This is a genomic window from Vogesella lacus, assembly GCF_979366295.1.
On the sequence record NZ_CEETQT010000013.1, the window covers coordinates 31,873 to 57,794 of the forward strand.

Consider the following 25,922-nt stretch of genomic DNA (forward strand, 5'->3'; position numbering starts at 1 on the left):
AGCATGCCGGGCAATATCGTCATCACCATGGCCGGACGTGGTTCGCGCTTTTTCGACGCCGGTTATACCGTGCCGAAATACCAGATCGAAGCCCATGGGCGCAGCCTGTTCGAGTGGTCGATGCTCTCGCTGCGTCATTTTCTGGACGAAGGCAGCCGCGTGATTTTCGTCTGCCTGGCCGAAAACCGTTCCGGCCCTTATGTGCGTGAACGTTGCCACGAGCTGGGACTTCACGATGTGCACATTCTGGAGCTGGATACCCTCAGTGATGGCCAGGCCAGCAGTGCCTGGTTGTCACGTGAATTGTGGCTGCCACAACAGCCGCTGCTGATCTACAACATCGACACCTTTGTCCAGCCAGCAGCCTTGCGGCCGGCAATGATCCGCGCCGGTGCCGACGGCTGGGTGCCGTGCTTTGATGTACCAGGCGAGCACTGGAGCTTTGTCAAAACCGGCCATGACGGCTGGGCAACCGATCTGGCCGAAAAACAGCGAATTTCAGACCACGCTTCCATCGGCCTGTACTGGTTCCGCAGTGGCGAGTTGTATGATCAGGCCTACCGCCGTTTTTTTGCCGATGCGGCCAACCTGGTCCGTGGTGAACGCTACATCGCACCGCTGTACCGTCAGTTACTGGCCGATGGTGGCAAAGTCGCCATCAGCGAGCTGGCTGCCAGCGATATCCATGTTCTGGGTACACCCGTCGAGTTGCAACAGTTTCTGGCACGCGCCCCAGTCAGCTTGTAGGACGATGCACACATCAATGCTGCTGCAAAAAAAACACGGTTTTCCCTCAAGGGGAAAACCGTGTTTTTAATTACCAATTGCCATAACTAGACAGGTAGGCAAACGGCAAATCGACCGGCAATTACACTCCAGTCAACCGTCTCTGTCACGCGCTGCCGTGCCGCGAGGCAACGTTGTTCGCGTGCATCGGCATCCAGCGCCAACACCTCGGCGACCTTGGCGGCCAACCCTGATGGCTCGGCCGCCCACAGATGCGCGTCTTCCAGCAGAATGCCACCCCGCGCACCAAAGCGGGTGCTGACCACAGGCACCCCGCAGGCCGCGTATTCGAGGATCTTCAGATTGGTGCCGGAACCGCCAAGCATAGGATTCAGACCGATATCGACACAGGTGAGCCATTGCTGTTTCTCAGCTTCGCTGACAAGACCCAGCAAGGCCAGATTGGCAGGGCCATCCTGCAACTCCGGGACATGGCAGACAGTACCCATCAACAGGAAATCCCATTGCGGATACTGTACAGCCATCTCGCGCATCAGCAGCGCCGCTTCGATATTCGGCTGGTGGAGGCTGCCCATGAACAACAGAGCAGGCCGGCTCATACCGATGGCAGCCTGCTTTTGTTTCCGCTCCTGCTGACTGGTGTAAGGCGCGCCGGCAATATCGACACCGTTGGCCGCAATATTCAGACGTGCAGGCTCGACACCATATAGCTGCTGCAAACGGTCGGCGTCCTCACCACTGCAGGCAAAAACCTGCGCGGCCTCACGCGCGCAGTCGCGCTCTAGCCGGAATACTGCATCCAGCCAAGGGCTGTCAGCCGGATACATCGCGGCTTTCAGTGCATATTCGACATTGTGTGCGTCATACCAGAGCGGGCAGCTGATGGCCTGCTGCAAGGCCGTAAAGCCATAGCAATGCGAGGCAACAGCCACATCCGCATCCTTGCCGGCCTCATGCAGTGCACCAATGAACTCCGGTACCAGTTCGGGCATTTGCGAGACTGACAGATCACCCGCCGACACACCCAGCTCGTTTTCCAGCCAGGCATCAAACTCCAGCAAGGCGGCACTGCGCGGCACCAGTACCTCGCTGAAGTGCTCAGCAAGCTGACGACTCTCCACCATCTGGCGGTCATGACAGAGGCTGACCACCGTCACGTCGGCATACTGCGACAGCTGTCGATACAGATGGTACATGCGCAGCTGGCCGCCACTTTGCGGTGGATAGATCGGGAAGGTGTTGGCCACGACTACCTTGCGACGACGCACAGGCCGGTTCAACAATTGCTGCGCCGTCTGCTGCCAGTCGATATGCGCGACCGCCGGCATCGCCCGCTCGCCGTCTGCCTGCGCCAGTGCAGTGTTGGCCGCATATTCGGCAAAAACGGCAGCAAGACTCGCGACATCCGGCGTGACGACCCGGCCGGTAACACCGTGTTCGACCAGTTCGTTGACGCCACCGGCGTCACTGACCGTCACCACCGGCTTGCCAGACTGCATCGCCTCCAGCGTGATCAGGCCATAGTCTTCCTGATACGGCACAAAGGGCACAAACAACGCACGACGATATTCGTCGATCAACGCTTCCTCGCTGATGCGGCCCAGAAAACGGATGCCGGGGCTCGTGGCCGCCAGTGCCTTGAGTTCGGCTTCGGCCGGACCACTGCCGGCGATATGAAAAGGTATCTCCAGACCAGCCTGCTGATAGGCCTTGATCAGCAGATCGATACGTTTGGCACCGTCCAGCCTGCTGGCGGTGAATATCGCCTCACCGGCCAATGGCCCGCGTGTCGCCAAGCTGGTCGGGTGGTGGATAACCTCGACCGGCACATCCGGCGGGAAGTAATCCGCGCGCTGTTTCACCGTCTCGGAAATCGCCAGATAACGCGCAATCCTGCCCGGGGCCAGCGCAATGCGATCCAGCTGGTGCACGATGGCTCGCAGCAAGGGGCCGGGCAATTGCATGGCCGGATGCTCAGGGTTGGCCGCCAGCCATTGTTGCAGGCTACCAAACAGCTCAGGCAGGATGTCGCGCCCCGGTTTGTCCAGCAACAGCAAGCGCTGCAATTCCGCTGGCAAGGGGCAATCCTGCTGCCAGTCAGTAGGCAAACCGGCTGGATAGGTGTCGTACAGGCCACGCAATTTGTGCTGTACGTACACCACATGATTGGGGTGATCGATCATCCACGCCGGGTATTTGGTGCTGATGACCTGGTCGAAATGACTCAGATCCAGCTGTGAAAATTGCTGGTAACTGGCAATGATCTCGACAGCATTACGCTCCGGACTTGGCAGCTTGATCAGGTCAGCCTGGATACCGTCGATACGGTTGAACGCAGCCAGCAGACCTGACCAAAGGTTTTCCGCGCCACCGATGACGAATGGCACCGGGCTGGGAGCGATGATGGCAAGTTTCATGGCTTATCCCAGCAGGCTGGCGACGACTTGCTGCCAGCTGATGTCCTTGTCGGCAATCGACTGGCATGCCGCCTGCCCCATATCACGCACCTGAGCAGAGTTGGCCGCAATCCAGGCCAGCGTGTCGGCAATTTCAGCAGCGTCCGGCGTGCATACCCAGCCGGTTTCGCCATGCCGGACAAACTCCAGTGGCCCGCCAGCATCCTGACAAGTCAGCACCGGCTTGCCGGATAGCATGGCCTCGAGCGTGATATAGCCGTAGTCCTCGTCAAATGGCGCAAAAAATACCGCGCTGGCATGGGCATAAAACGCGTATTTCTCTTCTTCGCTGACATGGCCGAGAAAACGCACCTTGTCAGCCAGACCATAGTCTGCGGCCAACTGTCGGCAGTGCTCTAGCGTACCGCCGATACCGCTGAAGACCACATTCGGCGGCGACGGCATGCGGGCCATCGCTTCAAGCAACAATTGCTGACGCTTGAGCGTTTCGAAACGGCTCGGGCAAAAGATGTAAGGCAGCGCTTCGGCACAATAAAAACGCTCGGCACCGGCAGGCGGGTGATAAAGCGGTGTGGCACTGACCTGATTGAACTGGTACAAGCGGTCGGCAACACGCTGCGAATTGGCAAAAACCTGCTGGCACCTGGCAAAGCTGTCGTTATCGTAGGCGGTAATACGCTCGCGCAAGGCACGCAACTCATCATCAGCCTGCTGCTCGTCATACAGCTCGTACACGGCGCGGTGCTGATGCATTACCCAGGCAATGTGATCCGGATGACGGATGGCAAAGGCCGGAAATTGCAGGCTGATCAGTTTGTCGACACTCTGGCCGTTTGGCCGCGACAGATCCAGTTTGGCGCAGTAGTCCATCTGTTCGCTAATGGCGGACAGCGGATGAAAGAAAAAAGGCAGACGGATCAGGTCAACATCATGGCCATGCTCGCGTAACGCCGCGGCAAGGCCGTTGATGTGGAAGTCGGCACCGCCCCGCAGAAAAGGGGTAATGTTGGCTGCAACAATGATGTTCATGGCTTATTTGCGCGCAATGATGGCAAAGTCCTGCGGGCCGCAGAAGTGACCGTTGACGCGTTCGGTCAGCGGGTCGTGCCCCGGAACACGGGCATTTTCCGGATACGGATTCAGTCTCTCGATGTGGATATCGCTGAAACCGTGATAACGGAACAGGAAGCTGATCGCCGACGGCGTGACCGGATTGCGGTGCGAGAAGTCGTGGTAAAAAGTATGACTGCCTACCAGCACATTCTCGGGGTTAGGCGTTTCGAAAATCACCATGCCGCCCTTGGCCAACACGCGTGCTGCCTGTTCGACAATGCCATACAGCACAGCAAATGGCAGATGCTCGATAATATGGAACCCCGAAATCAGCGCCACGCTGTCATCGGCCTGCAGCTTCAGGTATTGCAGGGCATCCTGCTGGACTGCGACCAGTTGCTGTTCACGACAATAAGCCACCATGGTGGCATTCATGTCCACGCCGACCGCCTGGAAATGCTGCTCTGCCAGCAAATGTAACCATTCACCCCGTCCACACCCGATATCGATGGCTGCTTTGGCCGCGATTTCCGCTTTCAGTTTTGCCAGGAAAGGGAGGTATTGCTCCTGTTTGGTGCGAATTTCGGCCAGCGTGCCACGATTGGCATCTTCGAATGCCTTGTAATAGCTGTCGAGAGCAGCCTCTTCCGGCAGGATGTCAGTACTGTATTCAGCCTGTGGTGCAGGCTGCCAGGCAGGTACTTTCTGATCAAGTGCCGCGTTTTGCAATTCAGCCAATTGCCCGGCAAGGTGATCGCCTTGGGCATGTAACTGCACCTGCTGTTTTTTCAGTTCATAAACCGTTTGCAGCTTGCCATTTGCTGCCTGTATTTCTGCCCGTAACTTGCGGCTCTGTATTTCCTGCGCCACGACAATCTGCCGAATAATGGCAAAATCTCTTTCAAGATAGTTAGCCAATAATCTCAGCAAACGGCCAACTCCAATCTTGATGCCACGTTTTTCCAGCATTTTGCCAACTTGCAATGCGCGACGACAAACTGTCAGCAGCGGGCTGTACTGCCAATGTGGAAAACGGCTACGTCGTTCATCGGAAAACAGCAGCGGAATAATCACTGCCAGCTTGCCGCTATGCACCATCACATCGCGGTAGATGGCAGCGCCTTGCTCATCCGCTTCACGCCCAAGAATCCTGCGATAGCAAGCTGCAACAAACTTGCTGTCCTCTTCCAGAAACAGCACGCGATAATCGAAATAGCCGGCACTGTCGCCGGCTGTTTCCGTGTTTGCTGCACCACTGGCAGCATTCGCACGTACACGTTTTACCAAATCATCAATCTGCGCCATCAGGCTGCGTCCTCGCTTGCCGGCAGGAGAAACTGGCAGGGAATATCCACCACGCCACTGAAAATCTCTTTGTCAGGTTTGACCATTTCGAAAGTCAGTGCCTGATCCCACCAGTCGTAGTTGTTGTCTATATGATTGAACTCGCTGTGCAAGGCGAATGACACATTGTAACTGCCCGCTCCCAATGGCAGAGCCGGTATCTCGATACGGGTTTCATGCATACCCGGTAACGAAGGTAGCTGGCAGGCCTTGTGAAAGGTATTGGTGCCATAAATCTCGTTACCCAGCCGGTCGCGAATCAGAAAACCCAGAGTCAGGCCATCCGGCAACGCCTCGTTTACCTGGTAGCGAATCGCAATCTGTACTGCATCACCGGTTCGCAGCAAGCGGGTAGCTACCTTGGCCGCGGAATACAGCTCTATCGTCTGTAAGCTCGCCTTGCCATTGCCGGAACGGGTTTGCGCCCCGCTGGCAATCAACTGGTCATGCTCGTCGGCAGCGGCTTCGTCCAGAGCAATCAGCGCGTTGTAGTAATCAAGCACCTTGTCCGGGGTGTCATCCATCACCATGCGGCCTTTTTCCAGCAGGATGGCGCGCTCGCACAGCGATTTGATCGCCAGCGGATCATGCGAGACAAACAGCAGGGTCACGCCTTGCTGCTTGAAGTCGCGGATACGCTTGAAGCATTTGTGCTGGAAGTAGGCATCGCCTACCGCCAGTGCCTCGTCAACGATCAGGATCTCAGGTCTGACCGCCGTGGCCAGACTGAAAGCCAGCCTGACCTGCATGCCACTGGAGTAGGTTCGCACCGGCTGGTCGATGGCATCGCCGATTTCAGCAAAAGCAAGGATATCGGGCATGATCGCGCTGATCTCGTCCCGTGTCAGCCCCATCATCTGGCCAGACATATAGGCGTTTTGCCGGCCGGTAAAGTCCGGATGAAAACCCATGCCCAGCTCGAGCAGTGCCGACAGGCGGCCGGCTTTTTCGATACTGCCGGTGCTGGGCAGCAAGGTGCCGGTCAGCATTTTCAGCAGGGTACTCTTGCCAGCGCCATTGCGGCCGATGATGCCGATAGTTTCACCGGCACGGATCTCGAAATCCAGATCGCGCAAGATCCATTTTTGCTGGTAGGTCTGCTTTTGCAGGCCCAGCCATTCTTTCAGACGGGCAATGCGGCGCGGGTAAATCTTGAAGTGCTTGCCCAGCCCGCTAACCTTGATCGTTCCCATCAGATTTCATCCAGCATGTCGCCGTACAGGCGGCGGTAAACAGCCATGGCCATCACGGCGAGGACGCCAGTCAGGGCCAATGGATACAGCAAAAGCTGCAGGGAATAAGCGATGCCCAGATGCAGCTGATGGCTGAGTGTCATCAAGTTGTACAGCGGCAACCACGACAGCCAGCTTTTGGCGGCTTCCGGCAGGATGCTGGCCGGGTAGACAATTGGTGTGGCCCAGAACAGCAGTTGCAGGCTCAGCGGCACCAGCTGACCGATATCACGGAAGAACACATTGAATACGGCAAGGATGATGCCGGCAGCAAAAGCCATTGCCACCAGCACGGCCAATACCAGCGGATACACCAGCAAGAGCTGCAGGCTGAGCAAGCCCTGACTCAGCATGAACAAGGCAAACAGGCCATAGATAATGCCGAAATTGACGAGGCTGCCCAGCGAGGCGATTACCGGCAAGGAAATCACCGGAAAGCTGGCTTTCTTGATCAGATTGGCATTATCCACTACAAAACTCTGGGTGCGGCCAACGACCTCGGCAAACAGGTTCCACTGCAGCAAACCGGCACAAAGATAGACGCTGTAGGCATAGGCCATCTCCATACCCGGCAGGCGCGAGTGCATGATGCGCGAAAACACCAGCGTGTAGATCAGGATCATCACCAGCGGCGAGCCCACCAGCCACCACAAGCCCAGCACCGAATCCTTGTATTTGAGCTGTACCTCACGCTGGACGCTGGCGCGGATGAAACCGCGATAGCGCCACAGCTCGCGCAGACTACTGACGGCCATAGTGATCCTCGAAACGGACGATATCGTCCTCTTCCAGATACTGGCCGCTCTGCACTTCGATAATCGCCAGATCGATCACGCCGGGGTTGGACAGGCGGTGAACATGACCGGCCGGGATATACGTCGACTCGTTAGGGCCGAGCAGGAATTCCTTGTCGCCATTGACCACCTTGGCCATGCCGGATACCACGATCCAGTGCTCGCTACGATGATGATGCATCTGCAAGGACAGCGACTGGCCCGGCTTCACCTCGATACGCTTGATCTTGTAGCCGGCGGCTTCTTCCAGCACGGTGTAGCTACCCCAGGGGCGGTACATGGTGTTGTGGACTTCATGCAGCACGCTGCCTTCTGCCTTGAGCCGGTCAACGACTTTTTTCACATCCTGCGCACGATCCTTGCGCGAAATCAGCAGTGCATCCGGCGTGTCCACCACCACCAGATTGTCCAGACCAATCGCCGCCACCACGCGTTTACCGGTCTGGAAATAGCAATCCTGCGAATCGATATTGATCAGATTATCTGGTGCAGCCTGCTCGCCCAGCGCCGCCACTGCATCCCAGGAGCCGATATCGCTCCAGTCAAAGTCGGCGCTGACCATCGCCACATTGGCGCTTTTCTCGACCACAGCGTAATCGACCGAAATATCCGGGCAAGCTGCAAAGCTGTCCTTGCCGAGGGCAAACATCTGCCAGTGCTCGTTATCGGCACGCGAAATATCCCAGCAATGCTGTACCGCGTCGGCAACATGGCTGGCGTGTTCGGTGAATTCGGCCAGCATCTGGCCAGCCGTGCAGCAGAACATGCCGCTGTTCCAGTAGTAGCCACCTTCGGCCAGCATGCGCTCGGCCTTGGCCAGATCCGGTTTTTCGTGGAAGGAGCTCACCAGATGGCAGCCTTCGCTGCCATCAATGGCAGTGCCTGCCTGGATATAACCAAAACCGGTATGGGCGAATTGCGGCTTGATACCGAAAGTCACCAGCTTGCCTTGTGCCGCGAGGTTAGCGGCCGCCGTCGCCGAGCGGGCAAAACCGGCCTGATCGTGAATCAGGTGATCTGCCGCCACCACCAGCATCACTGCCTCGCTGCCATAACGCTCTTTTACATAGTGGGCGGCCGCCAGAATTGCCGGCGCGGTATTGCGGCCAACCGGCTCCAGCAGGAAATCGGCCTTGCCGTCGATCTGTTTGAGCTGCTCGCGCGACTGGAAGTAGTAATCGCGGTTGGTGATGATCAGTGGCAGCTGGCTGTCAGCCAGGGTAGCGACACGCTGCCAGGTTTTCTGCAACAGACTGCCACTGCCGTCAAAATCCAGAAACGGCTTGGGGTAAGCTTTACGGGAAGCAGGCCACAGTCGCGTGCCGGCACCACCGGACAGGATGACCGGAATAATCATGTTTGAATCCTGGTTTGTTTTGCTAAGGGAGCAAAGCCAGACAACGCTGACTGGCTCCCTGATGTAATCGGGTAAATTGTCGTGCAGCCCGGGCAATCGCTTCACGCTCGGCCGCCTGCGACAACAGACGCAGGGCTGTGGCTACCAGCTCATCTGCGTGGGCAATCTGCACGGCTACGCCAGCCTTGATCGCCAGTTTTGCCGCCTCGGCAAAATTATAGGTGGATGGGCCCAGCAACACTGGTACACCGGCGCTGGCCGGCTCGATCAGGTTCTGCGAACCGAAGTCCAGCAGCGAGCCACCAATAAAGGCCACATCAGCCGCTGCATAATAGGCAAACAGCTCGCCCATGCTATCGCCTATCCACACTTGGGTGTCAGGTAAAAGCGGCAAATTATCACTACGGCATTGTACGGAAAAGCCTTTTTCTGTTGCCGAGTGTGCGACTGCAACAAACCGTTCCGGATGACGCGGCACGATCACCAGCAGGCTGCGGCCAACCTCTGCCTGAAGCCAGGCATCCAGGATCAGCGCTTCTTCCCCTTCGCGGGTACTCGCACAAACCAGCACCGGCCTATCGCCAATGCGCTGCTTGAACTGCTGGCCCAGCGCCAGTTGCGCCGGTGGCGAGCTGATGTCGTACTTGGTATTGCCGCAGACGGTGATATTGCTGGCCCCCAGTTGCGCCAGACGCTGTGCATCGTCCTCGCTTTGCGCCGCCACTGCCGTCAACGCCTGCATGGCCGGGCGAATCAAGGGCAGGATGCGGCGATAGCCGCGCAAGGATTTTTCCGACAGCCGGGCATTGCACAAAAACAGCGGGATCTGCTGTGTCCGGCAGGCATGCATGAGATTGGGCCACAGCTCGGTTTCCATCAGGATGCCGAATGTTGGCCGCATCGCCGCGACAAAACGCTGCATGTAATCAGCACGGTCGTAGGGCAGGTAACGGATCTCGGCAAACGGGTATAACTGGCGCGCCGTATCACGGCCGGTCGGCGTCATCTGGGTAATCAGCCAGCGCGCCTGTGGATAACGCTCGCGCAACAGCGCAATCAGCGGCTGTGCCGCGCGCGTCTCGCCTACCGATACCGCATGCAGCCAGATCAGCTGGCCTTCACCACGCGCGGGCAGATCAATGGCAAAGCGCTCGTCCCAGTGTTCGAGGTAAGCCGGCGCCTTGCGCGCCCGCTTGCGCAAGTAGCGCCGAATCAGGGGTGTCGCCAGCCACCAGGCTGCATTGTAAAGGCTGCGGGCAATACTCATGCGGCCAACACCTTGTCGACCGCAGCAAGCACTTCATAAGTAGCAGGAATCACCCCAATATCACCACAATCCGCCACATTGTTGCCGCCTAACATGCCGACCATACGCGGGTTGCTGTCGGTAAAGATGGCCACTAGCGGAATCGCAAAAGCATTGGCCAGATGGGTCAGGCCGGTATCAAGGCCAATGCCGACTGCAGCATGACCGACCAGCGCGGCGGCTTCAGCCAACGTGAGGCGCGGCGCGACCACGCTGCCGGGCACGGCTGTGGCCAACCTTTGCGCGCGTTGCTGTTCGGTAGCATTGCCCCATGGATAGACAGCCACGATGCCTTTGGCAGCCAGATGTCGGGCCAGCGCAATCCAGCTGGCTTCCGGCCATTCCTTTTCTACCCGGCTGGTAGCGTGCATCAATACGGCATACGGGCCGGACGGCAACCATGCCAGCCTTTGTCCACAGCGCACGCCGTAATGCGGCGGCTGTTGCAGCGTATAGCCGCAGGCGGCGGCAAAGATCTGCCGGTTGCGCTCGATCGCGGTCAGGCCACGGCCAATAGGCAACTTCACATCATAAAACAGGCTGGCAAGCGGATCACGGCTGTGTCCCCAGGCCTGGCCAACCAGTTTGCCACCGGCCAGCTTGCCCGGAATGGCCGACTTGAACAGGCCCTGCGGGTCAATCACCAGATCCCATTTTGTTGCACGCAAAGTCTGGAAAAACGCTGACATCTCCTGTCTTGTCTTGTTTGAAAACAAAGACTTGCGCCATCTTCGCCAGGCTATCGGCACAATCTGGTGCACAAAGGGATGCATGGCAGGGATATCCAGAAACGATTCTTCGCACACCCACACCAGCCTGGCATCCGGGTAATGCCGTGCCAGATCACTGACCGCCGGCCAGGTATGGATAAGGTCGCCCATCGACGACATGCGCAACAACAGGATGTTTTTCATGCGCCGGATTTTACGGGCAGGGCTGTGGTTAACCAAGTAAAATCCGGTCCACCGGAATGTGGATAACTGGCTTGTGGACAAAACTGCCAGATTTATCCACAAGCTATCCTGTCCGTGCAGACAGGGTTAAACCTGTGCTCGCAAACAAGCTAAGCTACTGAAAATGATGGAATAATAGTGATTATCCACAGTTTTTTGCCGACTATATCTTCTTTATCTAATTTATAAACGGTAAACAGGGAAAGCAGGATGAAGCACTGTTTCGACATTTTGCCGGACATGAACGACAGCAGCGGGCAAACTGTGCATAACACCGATGTTTGCAGAAGCGTCAAACTTATCCACAAGCTGCCCACGCAGGCTCCCTGCAGGCAATGACAGTTTTTGAATCAAGCTAAATCACTGTAAAAAAAAAGAAAAAAGTGCTTATCCACAGACGTGGCTTGCCTTCAACTATCCTTATCTTTTTATAAATCGAAAGTACTAGAAAGAATGCGACAAGCACTGAGCGTGGTGCTGATCACCAAAAACGCCGAGGCATTGCTGGAAAAATGTCTGCAAAGTTGTCGCTTTGCTGACGAAGTGATCGTGATGGATTCGGGAAGTACAGACAGGACATTGGCAATAGCTTCTGCCTATAAGGCAAAAGTTATCCACCAGGACTGGTTAGGTTTTGGTCCGCAGAAGCAATTGGCAGTCAGCAGTGCCAGTCATGACTGGGTGTTGTGTCTGGATGCAGACGAGTGGTTATCTGAAGAACTTTGTATTGAAATCAATAACTTGCTGAATGATCAAGCAATGTTGGCCGCCTGCGGTGCCTGGCAGATGGCACGCAGCAACAAGTTCATGGGTCGCTTTCTGAAATTCGGTGAAGGCTATCCGGACTACAATCTGCGTCTGTTTGATCGTCGTCGTGCCCGCTGGTCTGATGATGTTGTGCATGAGCATGTGCAGACCACGGAAAAGATTGGCACCCTCAAGGGCGATCTGATGCATGAATCGGGTGAAGACATCGCGCTGTATCTGGCCAAACAGAACCGCTACACCACTTTGCAAGCCGAAACCCTGTGGAAAAGAGGCAAAAAAGCGGGGATAGCCAAGCTGGTGTTGAGCCCCTTGCTGCGTTTCGTGAAGTTTTACCTGGTGCGTCAGGGTTTTCGCGATGGTTTGCCCGGACTTGTCCACATCAGCATTGGCTGCTTTAACAGTTACATCAAATACGCGAAGCTGAACGAGCTTCGCCGCTTGGAAAAATCGCCAGGAAAATCGTGATGAAAGTATTAGTTACCGGTGCAGCCGGTTTTATCGGCCGTGCCGTGTGCGAAAAACTGCTCGATCGCGGCAATGTCAGCGTGGTCGCTGTGGATAACCTCAACGACTACTACGCGGTGACGCTCAAGCACGACCGTTTGGCGACCCTGCAAGGCCGCGACGGTTTTGCTTTTCACAAGCTCGACATTGCCGACTGGGATGCTTTGAATAACTTGTTCGCTGCCGAAAAGCCGGACTACGTGATTCATCTGGCTGCCCAGGCTGGTGTGCGTTACAGCATCGAAAACCCGCATGTCTACGCGCAGAGCAATCTGGTTGGCCACACCAATATCCTCGAAGCCTGCCGCCGCCATCCGGTGCAGCATCTGGTGTTTGCCAGCTCGTCCAGCGTGTACGGCAAAAACGCCAAAGTGCCGTTCAGCGAGGATGACCGTGTTGACGAGCCGGTGAGTTTTTACGCGGCCAGCAAAAAAGCCAACGAGGTGATGGCGCACAGCTACGCCCACCTCTATCAGTTCCCGATCACCGGCCTGCGCTTCTTTACCGTGTATGGCCCGTGGGGCCGCCCGGACATGGCGCCGTGGCTGTTTACCGAGGCGATTCTGAAAGGCGACACCATCAAGGTGTTCAATCACGGCCAGATGCAGCGCGATTTCACCTATATCGACGACATCGTCGAAGGTGTGTTGCGCGTGATGGCCAAACCCGCCAGCGGCGCGGTGCCTTTTACCGTCTACAACATCGGCAACCACAATCCGGTGGCGCTGATGGACTTTATCCAGGCCACTGAAGCGGCCTGCGGCAAGGAAGCGGTGAAGCAATACCTGCCGATGCAGGATGGTGATGTGCCGATTACCTATGCTGACACCGCCCGTCTGCGTGCCGACACCGGTTTTTCGCCGGATACGCCGCTGCGTGACGGCATGCAGGCCTTTGTCGATTGGTATCGCGCTTATCACGGCGTATAAACCGCGAGACTTATCCACAAGCGCAATCGGCCAGCCGTGTTTTTGCACGGCTGGCCGTTTTTATTTTGTCTTTGCGGGATTGCGCTGATGCTGGACGGTTTATCCACAGCGAGGCTGCCCGGCCAGCCATTCAGGGCTGTTTGAGAAGGTCGGGCGCAGCACAAAAGGGCTTGCGGCCAACGTTTTGTCATTTTTCGGGCACTGTGGTGCAATGGCTGACCCGATCACGCCACAGGTCTTGCCATGACTATCCGTTTTCCTGCCCCGTTAAAGCCCGGTGACGCGATTGCTGTCTGTGCGGTGTCCTCCGGTGTACCCGAAGTGCTGCAAGGCCGTCTGGATGCCTCCTTGCAGGCGCTACGCGATGCCGGTTATCGCGTGATCGAGGGAGCCACCCTGCGTCAGCAGCATAAAAACGCCAGCGGCAGCGCCGCCGAACGGCTGGCGGATCTGAACCGCTTCCTGTTTGACCCCGAAATCAAGGCCATCTTGCCGCCCTGGGGTGGCGAGCTGGCGATGGAACTGCTGGCCGGCATCGATTGGCCGCGGCTGGCGACTTTGCCGCCCAAATGGTTTGGCGGCTTTTCCGATGTGTCGACACTCGCGGTACCGCTGACGCTGCGTGCCGGCTGGGCGACATTGCATTCGCCCAATCTGTTTGATTTGAGCCTGCCTGAGCGGCGCGAGGAAATGGCCGCGCTATGGCATGGCCTGCAGCACGGCATACCGCCCGCGCAACAGTCGTTTGCCGAATACTGGCGCTGGGATGATCAGGCCAGCCGCTTTGCCGGCAAGGTGCGATCGCTGCATGGTGAGGATTTTGTCGCTGAAGGGCGGCTGATCGGCGGTTGTCTGGACACGTTGTCGCGCCTCGTGGGCACGCCGCATTTTGATTTGCACGAATTCAAGCGCGAAGCGGTCATCCTGTATCTGGAAAACTGCGAAATGCCGCCCTGCGAGCTGCTGCGCGCCCTCACTGGTATGGGGCTGGCGGGCGTATTTGACGGCTTGGCGGCGCTGGTGTTGGGGCGCAGCAGCGGGCCGGATGCGGCCAACCCTGCTGACCTGACTTACGACGAAGCCATTGCGCGGGCATTGGCCGGGCTGGCGTGCCCGGTGCTGCTGGATGCCGATATCGGCCATGTGCCGCCACAATGGACGCTGCTTAACGGCGCATCAGCGCGTTTGAGCCTGCAGGGCGGAACTGCCAGTTTGCTGCAGCACATGGAGTGAAAACACGATGAAACCCTTGTTGTTGATTCCCGATGATTACAGCGGTTTTTGCCGACGTTTTGCCGCCCGCGCCGAGGCTGCCGGTTACCGGCTGGCGGTGTGCGGCGATCTGGCGCGCGAGCCGCAGGCAGATACGCTGCTGGCCGAGGCGCATACGCTGCTGTTGCTGCGCGAACGCACACAGATAGACGACGCCTTGCTGGCGCGCTGCCCGCAGCTCAAGCTCGTGAGCCAGACCGGCAAGATCGCGCGCCATATCGATGTGGATGCCTGTGCGCGGCATGGGGTGGCGGTGGTGGAGGGCAGTGGCAGCCCGATTGCTCCGGCCGAGCTGGCTTGGCTGCTGCTGATGGCGGCGTGGCGGTGCCTGGTACCGGCGGTAAATGGCCTGTATGGCGGGCAGTGGCAGACGACCATCGGTCGCGCCGTGCATGGCCACACCTTGGGGATTCTCGGTTTTGGCAAGATAGGCCAGCGCATGGCGCTGTTTGGCCAGACTTTCGGCATGCGGGTGCTGGTGTGGGGTAGCGAAGGCTCAAGGTTGGCCGCCAGCGCCGCCGGTTACGAGGCGGCAGCCAGCCGCGAGGCGTTTTTTGCCGAGTCCGACATCCTGACCGTACACCAGCGGTTGGTGCCGGCCACGCAAGGGCAGATCAGCGCAGCGGATCTGGCGCTGATGAAAACGGACGCCTTGTTCGTCAACACCAGCCGTGCCGAGCTGGTGGCCCCGGGAGCCTTGCTGGCGGCGCTGCAGGCCGGCCGACCAGGCTTTGCCGCGCTGGATGTCTTCGAGCACGAGCCGCTGTATGACGCGACGCATCCCTTGTTGCAGCTGCCGAATGTGCTGTGTTCGCCCCATCTGGGCTATGCCGAACAGGCGGGGCTGGAAGGTTATGTGCAGACCGCGCTGGATAATGCGGCGGCTTTTCTGGCGCGGGAAACCGGCGGGGTTTGATGTGGCGCAGCGAAGTCGGCCAGAAATGCTGATATTTCTTTTGTATATTGAATGACATACCCGAACCGGAAGCCACAGCGTGCGCATCATCATCATCGACGACAACGCTTCATTGCGTAAGGTGCTGGGGGCCTTGTTCCTGCAGCATGGCCATGAGGTGTTGGCCGCACTGGCAGATGGCGAGCTGCTGGAATCCTGCCTCGACAAGCTCAAGCCCGATCTGATCTGTCTCGATTACCACTTGCCCGGCCGCGATGGCCTGCAGCTGATGCAGGTGATCCAGCAGCGCGCCCCGCATGTGGCGGTGCTGTTCATGACCGCCTCCAGCCAGGCTGATCTGCAGCAAAGGGCGACCGATATCGGCGTCAGCGGCTTTATCAACAAGCCGTTTTCGCCGCAGCAGATCCTGCAGGAACTCGACAATGTGCTGATGCTGAACCAGATGGTGGCGTTGCTTGGCGGGCACGATGCCGAGCCGGCCCGCGAAAGCCAGAAGGGCACGGCGGTGATTGCCGATGATTCGCCATCGGTGCGGCTGGCTTTGCAGGCGATGCTGCAGGATTGCGGGGTGAAGGTGTTGCAGGCAGTGGCCAACGGCCGCGAGGCGATCGAGGCCACCAGCCGGCTGCAGCCCGAGCTGTTGTTTCTCGACATCAATATGCCGCAGCTGGGCGGGGTGGAGGCGCTGCCGCAATTGCGTCAGCAGCAGCCGCAAACCAAGGTGGTGATGATCAGCGGTGCGGCCGACCGCAAGCTGGTTACCGAATCGGCCCAGCTTGGCGCGGTGGCCTATATCGTCAAGCCGTTGCGCGCCAGTTATGTGGAGAAAGTCACCAGCCGGCTGCTGGGCTGAATGGCGCAGCGCGGCCGTGCGCGTCTCAATCGCGGGTCAGCACTTCAAGCAATTCGATCTCGAAAAGCAGATTGCTGTTGGGCTTGATGTGTTCGCCGATCTGGCGTTCGCCATAAGCCAGTTCGGCCGGCACCCACAGCCGGCGTTTGCCGCCCACCTTCATGCCGTCTAGGCCGATGATCCAGCCCTGGATCACACGGTTTTTGCTCAGTACACACTCGAAAGGCCGGCCCTTGCGGTGCGAGGAATCAAACTCGGTGCCGTCTTCCAGCCAGCCGGTGTAATGCGCGGTCACCAGTGCGCCGCGCTCGGCCGCCTTGCCCTCACCCAGCACCAGGTCTTCGATCTTCACGCTGTCGCTCATGTCTTGCTCCGGATAAAAGCCGCATTCTAGCCTTTGTCATCCGGCTTGCGGCCAACCTTGCTGCTGGCCGGGCGGCGCTGGCGTGGCTTGCGTGCCGGCGGGCTGGCTGCCGGATCGGCGCTGGCGGCAGGTGGCCAGTCGAGCGCAAGGTTGGCCGCAACCTGTGTCAGGCGTTCGCGCTTGCTGTCGCTCAAGGGGCCGGCGGTGCCCAGCAGATGCAGGGCGAGGTCAAACGCCATTTGCCGCTGCGCACGGTCGGGCAGCAGCTGGCCCAGGGTGGCGAGGGCGCGGGCCGGATCGTGGCGGGTCAGCCAGGTCTGGCGGCGGATGCTGCATTTGAGCTGGGGCAGGGTGACACCTTCGCCGAGCGGGGTCTCGGCCATCACGCGGCGGATGGCATTGAACGGCCGCACATCGACCACGCCGTTGCCGATGGCGGTGTAGATCAGCAGCCGCAACAGGCCGTCAAAGGCGGTGCCTTCGACATAATGCTGGCTCAGCTCCTGCTGCTTGAGCCGCAGCAGCTCTTCGCGCTCCCAGCTGTGCTGGCGGCTGGGGGCTTGCCAGCCCTGATCCGGCGGCAGGCCGACCGCGGCGCGCAGCCACGGTGCGCCGTAAACGCTGTTGAACCACAGCTCCTGCGCGTTATCGCGCCACTTGCCCCATTGTGCGAGGCCTTCGGCCATGATGTCGCTGGACAGCTGCTGCCACAGCCAGAACGGGTTGTTGCGGTCGATTTCGCGCCGTTCGGTACGGATGTTGGCCGCAGTCTGCGGCAACCAGGCCAGCCACGGGTTGTTGCTTGACAGCCATTCGCGCTCGACGCGCGAGGGGTGGGCCTCGCGCAGGGTTTCCGCCAGCTCGGGGCTGATGCTTTTCTGCAGGGCCGGCGACACGAAGCGGTCGTACAGCTGCTGGTTGATTTCGGCGACGCGGCGCACTACCTCGAAGGCGGCTTCGTCATCGCGGCCATCATCCAGCGCCAGGATGTCGTCGACCTCGCGCGGCTCGAAACGCACGATGTAGCGACCTTGCAGGTATTCAAGGCCGGCGCTCTCAGGATGGGTGTCGGTAATCACCGCCTCGTACAGGCCGGGCGGCAGCACGTCGATCAGATCCAGCGCGCTGGCTAGCTCGCTGTGTTCCTTGTTGGCGACGCCGGCCGAGACAAAAATGCCCAGATGGCCGACCTGTTCGTGCAGGCAGTAGACGATGGTCTGCTCGTTGCTGATGATGTCGGCGCTGTTGCGGTAGAGATCGGGAATCCAGTTCAGCGCCTGCTGTGGCGGGGTGATGTTGTCGCCCCAGCTGGCAAAGATGATGATGGGCGAGCGGATATTGCGCAGGTCGACGCGCAGATCGCTGCGCGCCAGCTCGATATCGCCGGCAGTCAGGTGATTGCCGACAAACAGGTTTTGCGTGATCCACTCCATCTCGCGCTTGGCCAGCAGAAAGTGGCCGCCCCACCAGCGCTCGAAGTCGAGAAAGCGTTCGCGTTCTTCATCGATATGGGCGTACAGATGGTAGGGCTTTTCCCACAGGGTGTTGGCCGGATTCAGGCTTTCGAAGTTGCTGACGAGGTGGGCGCCGTCAAACAGGCCGCCGCCGAGGTCGCCGGCCAGCGAGGCCAGCCAGGTGCCGCCGTGCAGGCCGCCGGCGTAGCGCATCGGGTTCTTGCCATCGACGCCGGACCAGTAAGCCAGCGGCGAGCCGGCCAGGAGGATGGGGCCAACCTTGTCCGGCGCGGTGGCGGCCAGCATGGCCAGCGCCCAGCCGCCCTGGCAATTGCCGATCACGAAGGGTTTGCCGGCCTGATTGTCATGGCGCTCGGCCACGGTCTGCAGAAACAGTTTTTCGGCCCGCAGTACGCATTCGACGGTCTGCTCGGGCTCCGGCAGCGGGAAGAACATCACGAAATAACACGGATGGCCCTGGCGCAGCGCGATGCCGATTTCGCTGTCCATCTTGAAGCCGCCGATGCCGGGGCCGTGGCCGGCGCGCGGGTCGATCACGACAAAGGGGCGCTTGCTGTCATCGGTGGCCGGATAGCCTTGCGGCGGGCGAATCGCCGCCAGGGCGTAATTGACTGGGTCGCCAAGCTCGCGGCCGTCGACAATGATGTCGTAGTCAAAGGCCAGCACCGGCGGCTTGCCGTCGGCGTGATGCTGGCGGTAGATGTCGCCGCGCTCGCGCAGCACATCGAGGGTAAGGATGCTGCGTTGCCAGGCATCCTGCAGATAATCCTGCCAGGCGGAGAAGAGGTCTTGAGGCTGGCTGCTGGTGTTCATGGCGGGCGCTCGCGGCTGGCAGAGCTTTCACCATAGACCAGCCATCGCCAAAGGTTGGCCGCAAGCAGCACAAACGACAAGGCCCCGCTGCGCGGGGCCTTGCTGTCGCGGATACCGCTCAGAACTGGTAAATGCCGTCGCGCGCCGGTGGCGTGGCGGTGGTTTCTTCGTCGCGCATATCGCGCACCATGCGTTCGATTGCATAGCAGATGGCCGACAGCGGCAGGTCATTGCCTTCCTTGCCGAAGGGCTCTTCCAGCTCGTCGCCAAGGCAGTCCAGCGCCAGATAGGTGTAGGCGATGAACACGGCGATGATGGGGGTGAGCCAGCCTATGCTGGTGACGAGGCCCAGCGGCAGCAGCAGACAGTAGAGGGTGACGGTGCGGTTCAGCATCACGCGGTAGGTATACGGAATCGGGGTGCTGATGATGCGCTCACAGCCGCCCACCGCCTCGCTGATGCCGTCCAGATTGCGGCTCAGATCCAGCCACTGGTTTTCGCTGATGCTGCCGCGCTGGCGCAGGCCGTTGTTTTCGGCATGCAGCCAGGCCAGCAGGCGCGAAGGTGCGCTGCGCGCATCGCGCAATATCAGCGGGGCAGGGCTGCCGAGCAGACGGTCGAGATGGCTTTGCACATCGTCGTCGCGCAAAAAGCCCTTGAGCGCGTAGTTGATCGCCAGCATGGCATTGAGCATGCCGGGCACGGCGGCATCGTCGACGGCCGACAGCTTGCCGGTCAACGAACGGTTGACCACCAGCAGCTGGCCCCACAGCTTGCGCGCCTCCCAGAAACGGTCGTAACTGGCCGAATTGCGAAAGCCGAGAAAGATCGCCAGCGACACGCCCAGCAGGGTAAAGATGGTGACGTTGAGACTGGAGTCGGCATGCTGGCTGACCCACCAGTGCTGTACGCCGGCCGACAGCAGCGACAGCAGGAACACGATCAGCAGCCGGGTCATGATGCGGGGCAAGACCGAGCCCTGCCAGACAAACAGCAGCCGTAGCCAGTTATAACGCGGAAGAACAACCATGACGGCACCCGGGCGCAAAGAAGACTATGCTACCGCGCTGCAACATGACACGGCAATCACCGTTGGCCGCGTCGTTCAGTGTTTGGTCAGCTCCGGCTTGAACAGCGGTTTTTTGGCGGCATCCAGCAGCTGGTAACGCTTGGCCATGGCTTCGTACAGGCCATCCTTGCGCAGCTTGGCCAGCGCCTTGTCAAAACGGTTGCGGTAGCCGGGGTTCTGGAATGACAGCGAATAACTGGTCGGCTGGAACAGGTCAAAGCTGCACAGTGCCTGCCAGGTGTTGATCGGCAAATCGGTTTGCCGTCTGGCCAGCTCGCGGAAGATATAGATATCCGAAATCACCACATCGGTGCGTTTGCTGTACAGCAGATTGACGAGGGTGGCTTGCGGCGAGCTTTCGATGTATTGCGGGTTGCCGGCGGCCATGGCAGCAAAGTCCTGGCCGAGGAAGCGATGGGCATTGTGAAAGGCTGCCACACGCCATTTGCCCAGTGCGGCGATGCTGTCGGCTTTCAGCTGGCTGGAACACAGTGCAATCGCCATATTGCGATAGGCAATATAGCGCTCGGAAACATAAGGGCCGGACAGCGAAATCGCCGCATCGACACGGCCCTCGGCCAGCGACTGGATGGCGCGCTGATTCGGCATATGCACCACTACCGGGCTGAAGCCGGCTTCGCGCAGGATGCTGGTGACCAGATCGTATTCCACGCCAGCCTTGCTCTCGGCCAGGATGTAAGGGGGTTTGTTCTCGCCCAAGGCCACGGTAATCGGCTCGGCCATGGCTGGCAGCGCCAGCATGAACAGACTGCAAGACAGCAAATGGCTGCACGGATTACGCATGGGTTCCCTCCTTGTAGCGACATTATTCAATAAAAACTCCTGCGGCGTCGTGGCAAATGCACAAGGCCGCCCGAATGGGCGGCCTTGCTGTCAACAACGCGGCTTGCTTGCCAGCAGCGCTGACTGATTGCAGACGACGCGAGCTGGCACGCTGCGGCGCCATTGCCACAGCACACCGGCGGCAAACGGTAACAGCAGCAGCGTCAGCCACCAGCCGGACAGCGCCGGCGGCTGCGGTTTCAGCAGGATGCCCTGTACCCGCTGCGGCGTTTTCACGGCGGCCTTTTCCAGCACATCGGCCACCGCTTGCGGCATCGGCATGCCGGGCGGAACCGCCGAACGTGGTGCCGGCAAGCTCGCACCGGCGGCCTGACGGCTGACGCCGCGCACCTTGTCGGCGCTGGTCTGCCGGGCTGTCACAGGCTTGGCTGCAAGCGGCACGGCCTCGCCCAGCTGCTGGCGCACCCAGTCGCGTACCACTGTCAGTTCGGTCGGCAAGGCCGCCTGCTGCGTGAGTTCGCGATAGCGTGCGGCCAGGGTTTGCTGTGTGGCGGCGTCCGGCTGCCAGTGGCCGTGGCGCTGCGCCTGGATCAGCCGCTCCAGCGTCTGCGCATAGGCTTGCGGGTGGCTGCGCAGCCACTCGGGGATGCCTTGCTGGTGTTTGTCGGCCACCAGCACATCGTAAAAGCCCTGCCAGTGGTCGGCGCGCACGCTGTCGCTGACGATGCTCTGCCAGCCCCAGCTGTTTTGCACCGCCTTCAGCACCTGCAGCGTGCCGGCATAGCCTTCGGCCTTCAGCGCGCGGATCCAGCCCGGATGCAGGTAACGGCTTTGCATCTCCAGCGCGATGCTGTCTTGTGCGCTCTGGCTGTAAGGCTCGTCGGCGTTTTGCAGCTGATTGACGTACAGCGCCAGCGGCTCGGCCTTGCCGGCCACGCGTGCGGCGGCGGCGAGGCCACCCAGATACTGGAAAGGGTCATCCGAGGTGACCATGCCGTACAGGTGCGAGCTGCGCGCCATGATGGCGGCGTCGGTACGCTTGAGGCGCGCCGACAGCGTGGCGATCGCCGTCGCTTCGTCCAGCCCGGTCACCGCCTCACCGGCCAGATACGGCTGGCTCAGGCGGCGCAGGAACAGCTGGCCGAGGCGGGCATCTTCGCGCTGCAGGCGGCCATCCTGCACCGCCGCGTCGATGCCGGTGCCGTAGTCGCCGATCGGGTTGCCGAACACGCGTGCCTGCCCCAGCGCCGCAGCCAAGGTTGGCCGCACGCCGCGTTTGCCCAGCTCTTGGCTAACCTCACGGCTGTGGCGCGCGATATTGCCGTCCGGCTCGGCCTGGCTGACCGCCGTCACCGCCTGATCGAGCAAGGCCATCAGGGCGGGAAACTGGTCGCGGTAAGAGCCGGTAATGCTCAGCATCACGTCCACGCGCGGGCGGCCGAGTTCGGCCACGGGGATTACCTCCAGCCGCGTCGGACGGCCGGCGTTATCCCAGATTGGCCGCACACCGAGCGCCACCAGTGCCTGCGCTTCCATGATGCCCTGATGGCGCAGCGTCTCGCCGGCCCACAGCGACAGCGCCAGCTGCTGCGGCTCGCGGCCAACGTTGGCCGCACGCCATTGCTGCAGCCAGTTGCCGAACAGCAATTGCGCCACGGTGTAAGCCTGGCGCGTCGGCAGGCGGCTGGGGTCAAGGCCGGTCAGGTTGCGGCCGGTCGGCAGGCTGTCGGGGTTGCGGATCGGGTCGCCACCATAGGCTGCGGCGACAAAGCGTCCGTCCAGCGCGGCCAACAGGCCCGGCAGCTCGTTTTCCTGCTGCAGCAAGGCATCGAGGCGTTGCGCCTCTTGCGCCAGCTGCAACAGCGCTTCGCTGTCGATGCCGCGTTCGCCGGCGCGATTCGGCACTGCATTGCCCTGGCCTTCACGGCGCAAGTCGAGCCGGCTGGCCGCCTCGGCGTCGCTCAGCGCCAGTTGCAGCCAGCGCATCGGCCGCGACTGCGCGATCTTGTCCTGATCGAGCAAGAAGGCCTCGTCCACGTCCTCGCCCAGCGCATCCAAGAGCGGCGTGCGCAGCATCTGCAGGATGATCTTCTGCCGCAGCGCCGCCTCCGGCACCTGACCGTAGCTGGCAAGGCCTTGCGGCTGGCTGCTGTGGGCGAGCTGGTCCAGCCACGGGTGCAGCGCCTCAAGGAAGTCGTCCAGCCGTGCGCGCACCTGTTCTTCGGTCCACTTGAGGTCGTGATGCAGGCGTTCGGACACGATCAGGCCGACCACGCGTTCGGCCGCCTGCTGCTTGGTCGGGCCGTTGTCGGCAATCGCGTACTCGTGCATCAGCTCGTGCAGCTCGTGCATGCCCGGCGACAGGCCGGTGGTGGCGAATACCGGCGTGCGGTGGCTGAGCATCAGCGCACGGCCACGACGTTTGGCGGTCAGTGCCTCGCCGAGGTTATCCACAATGTAGGGGTAAATCACCGGTACATCACCCAGCGGCAGCAGCGCGTCATCCAGCACATCCAGCGCGCGCGATTTGCCGTTGGCCCATTCCTGCGTGCCGTGGGTGCCGAAGTGGATCAGCGCCTGCGCCTGCTGCGCCCACAGATACACCGCCAGATAGTGGTGCGACAGCGGCTGGCGGCTGCGGTGCATGAAGGGATTGCTGCCGCGATGCAGGGTTTCCTCGCGCGGCGGCTGCGGCAAGACCGACAGTTGGCCGCGTTGCAGGCGCGGAATCACGAATACCGGCTCGCCCTGCCAGCTCACCACATAGCGGCTGGATTCCGGCTCGCCCCAGCGGCTTTTGATGCGTTCGCGCTGGGCGGATGGCAGGTTTTGCCACCACTGGCGGTACTGGCGCACGGGCAGGGCGGCGGCCTGATTATTGCGCAGCAGGCCGAGCAGATCGCTGCCCTCGTAATAGGCGGCCAATAGCGGCTTGAGGCTGTCTATCCAGCCTTGCTCGGCCAGCGGCGTCACGCGGTAACCGTTGGCCGCAAGGCCCTGGCTGACGGTTTCGAGGCTGCGCGGCACGTTGAGGAAGGACGCGCCAAAGTGATTGCCGCCCGGCGGGTAGTTGTAAACCATGGCCACCAGCTGGCGTTGTGCGCGTGGCAGATCAGCCAGCTGGATCAGCCGCTTGGCCTTGGCGGCAACGGCATCGGCCTGACGGGCGATCAGCTCGGTCTTGCGGCCGCCCTCCTGCAAGGCGGTGACCAGCATCGGGTCGATGGCACCGGCGGCCTCGGGCTGCACCAGATAAAACGGCGTATCCGACAGCTTGAGGCCGTTGCCATCGGCCTGCCAGCTGGCGGCATCGCCGTGGCGATAGGGCTGGGTGGCCAGCACCGGCACGCCCCAGCGCAAGAACAAGGGCTGCAGGGCGGCGGCCTGTGTCACCAGCTGATGCAGCACCAGCACGCGCGGATGCGCCTGCTCGCCCTGGCCCAGCAGGCTTTCCAGCCCCTTGGCGTCCAGTTGCTGGCCGAAGACGGCATAGGCAAACAGCCCTTGCTGGCGGAAGCGGCGCAGCCAGTCATCCAGCCAGGCGGTTTCGCCGTTAACAAAATGGTGGCGATGCACGAGCACTGCCACCGCTGCTTGGCCGCGCAGCGCGGTCTGGCTTTGCCGCCACGTTTCCAGCTGGCGGCTGTCGGCAAACAGCGCCGGTGCGTCGGGGTGATACAGCGCCTGCCGTGGCAGGGGCTGTGGCGGTGGCTCGCTGGCGGCGAAGCTGTCCGGCTGGCCGGCTGCCAGCCAGCGTTTGGCGTAGGCGAGGGCATGGCGGGTGTTGGCCGCACCGCCGGCCGCCAGCCAGGCGGCTTGCTGCTCGCCGGCCTTGCGGCCAACCCTGGCGTCCGGCGCGATCCACACCAGCGGCTTGCCACTGGCCTGCAGCTGGCTGCCGAAGGATTGCTGCAGACGCTGCAACACCGACTCGTGCGGCACATCCAGCCACACCAGATCGGCCTTGGCCAGCGCCTTGGCCAGCGCGGCGCGTTCGCCCTCCAGCCGTACAGGGTTGGCCGCGAGCGGATGATCGAGGCTGGCAAACTGCCAGCCCTGGGTGCGCGCTTCGTTTTCGACCAGCGCGGTGCGCGCGGCCGGGGTGATGTCCACCGTCAGCCATAACAGGCGCTGCGCCAGCGCCTGTTGCCCGGCCAGCAAGAGGCAGAGCGCGAGGCCGGTGCAAAATGCTTGCAGTCTCACTTGGCGGCCCCGTCTTCCGGCACATAGATGATGCTGCCGTCCGCCAGGCGGTAGGCGACCCCGGCGCGCACGCCGTCGCCCTGCTGCAGGCTGCCGCTGCCCTGATAACGGATTTTCTGGCCGTCCTGTTCGATGGTCAGCTCGACCTTGCCGGGCTGATTGCTGTGCTGCTGATTGAAGCTGACGGCCGCCAAGAGGGCAACGATCAGCACCAGAAACACATCGACCAGATTGATGGCCGACAGCATCGGATCATCGTCTTCCTCGGCGAGGATGTTCAGCTCGGGGCGGCTCATGCGGCCTCCTGACGGCGGCGGATGGCCACCAGCTCGGCCAAGAGCCAGCGACGGCGCACCGAGTACAGCACCAGGCCCAGCGAGGCGGTGGCCAGCGCCAGCACCACGCCGGCAAAGGCATTGCTGAACACCGCCAGCGCGGCATGGCCTTCACCGCCGGATACCGACTGCAGCGCCGGCCCCAGCGGAATCATGGTGGCGATCAGGCCCAGCATAGGCGTGACGCGCGCCAAGAGACGCAGAGGCTCGAGGCGGGCCAGAATCGCCAGCTCGACTTCGTCGATGGCAAGGTTGGCCGCCTGCGGCAGCAGGCTGATGCCGCGCCGGCGCTGCCAGCCTTCCATCACGACCACGCCGCTCATCCACAGCGCGTACAACAGGGTGGCCAGCAGCAAGGCGAGCACCGGCAGCAGCAGCCATTGCATCAGCTGCAGCAGATTGGCTTCCAGCATG

General features: G+C 60.8%; 21 protein-coding genes. 6 read left to right on the forward strand and 15 right to left on the reverse strand.

Annotated elements, in window-relative coordinates; all coding sequences use genetic code 11:
• Positions 1–3: 3 nt before the first annotated feature.
• On the forward strand, positions 4–747 hold the full coding sequence (locus ACZ9W6_RS15870; protein ID WP_465192150.1) for a glycosyltransferase family 2 protein: 744 nt from the start codon (positions 4–6) through the stop codon (positions 745–747).
• 86 nt (positions 748–833) lie between these two features.
• Here the strand turns inward: ACZ9W6_RS15870 and ACZ9W6_RS15875 are convergent, their stop codons facing one another.
• From ACZ9W6_RS15875 to waaC, 8 genes are read right to left on the reverse strand one after another with little or no spacing between them, the layout of a single operon-like run.
• Positions 834–3,164 carry a glycosyltransferase family 4 protein gene (locus tag ACZ9W6_RS15875; RefSeq protein ID WP_465192151.1) on the reverse strand — a complete coding sequence of 777 codons (2,331 nt, stop codon included), beginning with the start codon at positions 3,162–3,164 and terminating at the stop codon, positions 834–836.
• Between the two features lie 3 nt (positions 3,165–3,167).
• Positions 3,168–4,193, reverse strand: a complete 1,026-nt coding sequence (locus ACZ9W6_RS15880; RefSeq protein WP_465192152.1) for a glycosyltransferase family 4 protein — start codon at positions 4,191–4,193, stop codon at positions 3,168–3,170.
• A gap of 3 nt (positions 4,194–4,196) precedes the next feature.
• A complete protein-coding gene (locus ACZ9W6_RS15885; protein ID WP_465192153.1) occupies positions 4,197–5,522 on the reverse strand; it encodes a class I SAM-dependent methyltransferase in 1,326 nt (441 codons plus the stop codon).
• Positions 5,522–6,754: an ABC transporter ATP-binding protein gene (locus ACZ9W6_RS15890; protein WP_465192154.1), complete on the reverse strand. Its 1,233-nt coding sequence runs from the start codon at positions 6,752–6,754 to the stop codon at positions 5,522–5,524. The genes ACZ9W6_RS15885 and ACZ9W6_RS15890 overlap by 1 nt, the downstream gene beginning before the upstream one ends.
• Positions 6,754–7,548 carry an ABC transporter permease gene (locus ACZ9W6_RS15895; protein ID WP_465192155.1) on the reverse strand — a complete coding sequence of 265 codons (795 nt, stop codon included), beginning with the start codon at positions 7,546–7,548 and terminating at the stop codon, positions 6,754–6,756. The genes ACZ9W6_RS15890 and ACZ9W6_RS15895 overlap by 1 nt, the downstream gene beginning before the upstream one ends.
• Positions 7,535–8,944: a mannose-1-phosphate guanylyltransferase/mannose-6-phosphate isomerase gene (locus ACZ9W6_RS15900; protein WP_465192156.1), complete on the reverse strand. Its 1,410-nt coding sequence runs from the start codon at positions 8,942–8,944 to the stop codon at positions 7,535–7,537. The genes ACZ9W6_RS15895 and ACZ9W6_RS15900 overlap by 14 nt, the downstream gene beginning before the upstream one ends.
• Positions 8,945–8,966: 22 nt before the next feature.
• Positions 8,967–10,211: a lipid IV(A) 3-deoxy-D-manno-octulosonic acid transferase gene (gene waaA, locus ACZ9W6_RS15905; protein WP_465192157.1), complete on the reverse strand. Its 1,245-nt coding sequence runs from the start codon at positions 10,209–10,211 to the stop codon at positions 8,967–8,969.
• A complete protein-coding gene (gene waaC / locus ACZ9W6_RS15910) occupies positions 10,208–11,164 on the reverse strand; it encodes a lipopolysaccharide heptosyltransferase I (RefSeq protein WP_465192158.1) in 957 nt (318 codons plus the stop codon). The genes waaA and waaC overlap by 4 nt, the downstream gene beginning before the upstream one ends.
• A gap of 438 nt (positions 11,165–11,602) precedes the next feature.
• On the opposite strand from waaC, the gene ACZ9W6_RS15915 reads away from it, so the two are divergent.
• The 5 genes from ACZ9W6_RS15915 to ACZ9W6_RS15935 all read left to right on the forward strand — a co-directional run bounded on the left by ACZ9W6_RS15915 (position 11,603) and on the right by ACZ9W6_RS15935 (position 16,445).
• Positions 11,603–12,436, forward strand: a complete 834-nt coding sequence (locus ACZ9W6_RS15915; protein WP_465192159.1) for a glycosyltransferase family 2 protein — start codon at positions 11,603–11,605, stop codon at positions 12,434–12,436.
• On the forward strand, positions 12,436–13,404 hold the full coding sequence (locus tag ACZ9W6_RS15920; RefSeq protein WP_465192160.1) for an NAD-dependent epimerase: 969 nt from the start codon (positions 12,436–12,438) through the stop codon (positions 13,402–13,404). Before ACZ9W6_RS15915 ends, ACZ9W6_RS15920 begins: the two co-directional genes overlap by 1 nt.
• 243 nt (positions 13,405–13,647) lie before the next feature.
• Positions 13,648–14,637 (forward strand): S66 family peptidase, encoded by a 990-nt coding sequence (locus ACZ9W6_RS15925; protein WP_465192161.1) that lies wholly within the window; start codon positions 13,648–13,650, stop codon positions 14,635–14,637.
• A 7-nt stretch (positions 14,638–14,644) separates the two neighbouring features.
• Positions 14,645–15,592, forward strand: coding sequence for a D-2-hydroxyacid dehydrogenase family protein (locus ACZ9W6_RS15930; protein WP_465192162.1), 948 nt, complete (start codon positions 14,645–14,647; stop codon positions 15,590–15,592).
• Positions 15,593–15,671: 79 nt separating this feature from the next.
• Entirely contained in the window at positions 15,672–16,445 is a 774-nt protein-coding gene (locus tag ACZ9W6_RS15935; RefSeq protein WP_465192163.1) for a response regulator, read from the forward strand.
• 25 nt (positions 16,446–16,470) lie between these two features.
• Here the strand turns inward: ACZ9W6_RS15935 and ACZ9W6_RS15940 are convergent, their stop codons facing one another.
• From ACZ9W6_RS15940 to ACZ9W6_RS15970, 7 genes are all read right to left on the reverse strand, one after another.
• On the reverse strand, positions 16,471–16,809 hold the full coding sequence (locus ACZ9W6_RS15940; RefSeq protein WP_465192164.1) for an FKBP-type peptidyl-prolyl cis-trans isomerase: 339 nt from the start codon (positions 16,807–16,809) through the stop codon (positions 16,471–16,473).
• Positions 16,810–16,835: 26 nt separating this feature from the next.
• Positions 16,836–19,097 carry a DUF3141 domain-containing protein gene (locus ACZ9W6_RS15945; protein ID WP_465192165.1) on the reverse strand — a complete coding sequence of 754 codons (2,262 nt, stop codon included), beginning with the start codon at positions 19,095–19,097 and terminating at the stop codon, positions 16,836–16,838.
• Between the two features lie 118 nt (positions 19,098–19,215).
• The gene (locus tag ACZ9W6_RS15950) at positions 19,216–20,127 is read right to left on the reverse strand and encodes a bestrophin family protein (protein WP_465192166.1); all 912 of its coding nucleotides are present in this window, start codon (positions 20,125–20,127) and stop codon (positions 19,216–19,218) included.
• Positions 20,128–20,202: 75 nt separating this feature from the next.
• Complete coding sequence (locus tag ACZ9W6_RS15955; RefSeq protein ID WP_465192167.1) at positions 20,203–20,970, reverse strand: substrate-binding periplasmic protein; 768 nt, start codon at positions 20,968–20,970, stop codon at positions 20,203–20,205.
• A gap of 90 nt (positions 20,971–21,060) precedes the next feature.
• Entirely contained in the window at positions 21,061–25,173 is a 4,113-nt protein-coding gene (gene cobN, locus ACZ9W6_RS15960; protein ID WP_465192168.1) for a cobaltochelatase subunit CobN, read from the reverse strand.
• On the reverse strand, positions 25,170–25,469 hold the full coding sequence (locus ACZ9W6_RS15965; RefSeq protein WP_465192169.1) for a DUF2149 domain-containing protein: 300 nt from the start codon (positions 25,467–25,469) through the stop codon (positions 25,170–25,172). Before ACZ9W6_RS15965 ends, cobN begins: the two co-directional genes overlap by 4 nt.
• On the reverse strand, positions 25,466–25,921 hold the full coding sequence (locus ACZ9W6_RS15970; RefSeq protein WP_465192170.1) for a hypothetical protein: 456 nt from the start codon (positions 25,919–25,921) through the stop codon (positions 25,466–25,468). The genes ACZ9W6_RS15965 and ACZ9W6_RS15970 overlap by 4 nt, the downstream gene beginning before the upstream one ends.
• Position 25,922: the final 1 nt, after the last annotated feature.

What these genes read in the sequence shown, in the direction of transcription:
- ACZ9W6_RS15870 (WP_465192150.1), top strand. Translation starts at nt 4, where the DNA reads ATGCCGGGCAATATCGTCATCACCATGGCCGGACGTGGTTCGCGCTTT.
- ACZ9W6_RS15875 (WP_465192151.1), bottom strand. Translation starts at nt 3,164, where the DNA reads ATGAAACTTGCCATCATCGCTCCCAGCCCGGTGCCATTCGTCATCGGT.
- ACZ9W6_RS15880 (WP_465192152.1), bottom strand. Translation starts at nt 4,193, where the DNA reads ATGAACATCATTGTTGCAGCCAACATTACCCCTTTTCTGCGGGGCGGT.
- ACZ9W6_RS15885 (WP_465192153.1), bottom strand. Translation starts at nt 5,522, where the DNA reads ATGGCGCAGATTGATGATTTGGTAAAACGTGTACGTGCGAATGCTGCC.
- ACZ9W6_RS15890 (WP_465192154.1), bottom strand. Translation starts at nt 6,754, where the DNA reads ATGGGAACGATCAAGGTTAGCGGGCTGGGCAAGCACTTCAAGATTTAC.
- ACZ9W6_RS15895 (WP_465192155.1), bottom strand. Translation starts at nt 7,548, where the DNA reads ATGGCCGTCAGTAGTCTGCGCGAGCTGTGGCGCTATCGCGGTTTCATC.
- ACZ9W6_RS15900 (WP_465192156.1), bottom strand. Translation starts at nt 8,944, where the DNA reads ATGATTATTCCGGTCATCCTGTCCGGTGGTGCCGGCACGCGACTGTGG.
- waaA (WP_465192157.1), bottom strand. Translation starts at nt 10,211, where the DNA reads ATGAGTATTGCCCGCAGCCTTTACAATGCAGCCTGGTGGCTGGCGACA.
- waaC (WP_465192158.1), bottom strand. Translation starts at nt 11,164, where the DNA reads ATGAAAAACATCCTGTTGTTGCGCATGTCGTCGATGGGCGACCTTATC.
- ACZ9W6_RS15920 (WP_465192160.1), top strand. Translation starts at nt 12,436, where the DNA reads ATGAAAGTATTAGTTACCGGTGCAGCCGGTTTTATCGGCCGTGCCGTG.
- ACZ9W6_RS15925 (WP_465192161.1), top strand. Translation starts at nt 13,648, where the DNA reads ATGACTATCCGTTTTCCTGCCCCGTTAAAGCCCGGTGACGCGATTGCT.
- ACZ9W6_RS15930 (WP_465192162.1), top strand. Translation starts at nt 14,645, where the DNA reads ATGAAACCCTTGTTGTTGATTCCCGATGATTACAGCGGTTTTTGCCGA.
- ACZ9W6_RS15940 (WP_465192164.1), bottom strand. Translation starts at nt 16,809, where the DNA reads ATGAGCGACAGCGTGAAGATCGAAGACCTGGTGCTGGGTGAGGGCAAG.
- ACZ9W6_RS15945 (WP_465192165.1), bottom strand. Translation starts at nt 19,097, where the DNA reads ATGAACACCAGCAGCCAGCCTCAAGACCTCTTCTCCGCCTGGCAGGAT.
- ACZ9W6_RS15950 (WP_465192166.1), bottom strand. Translation starts at nt 20,127, where the DNA reads ATGGTTGTTCTTCCGCGTTATAACTGGCTACGGCTGCTGTTTGTCTGG.
- ACZ9W6_RS15955 (WP_465192167.1), bottom strand. Translation starts at nt 20,970, where the DNA reads ATGCGTAATCCGTGCAGCCATTTGCTGTCTTGCAGTCTGTTCATGCTG.
- ACZ9W6_RS15965 (WP_465192169.1), bottom strand. Translation starts at nt 25,469, where the DNA reads ATGAGCCGCCCCGAGCTGAACATCCTCGCCGAGGAAGACGATGATCCG.
- ACZ9W6_RS15970 (WP_465192170.1), bottom strand. Translation starts at nt 25,921, where the DNA reads ATGCTGGAAGCCAATCTGCTGCAGCTGATGCAATGGCTGCTGCTGCCG.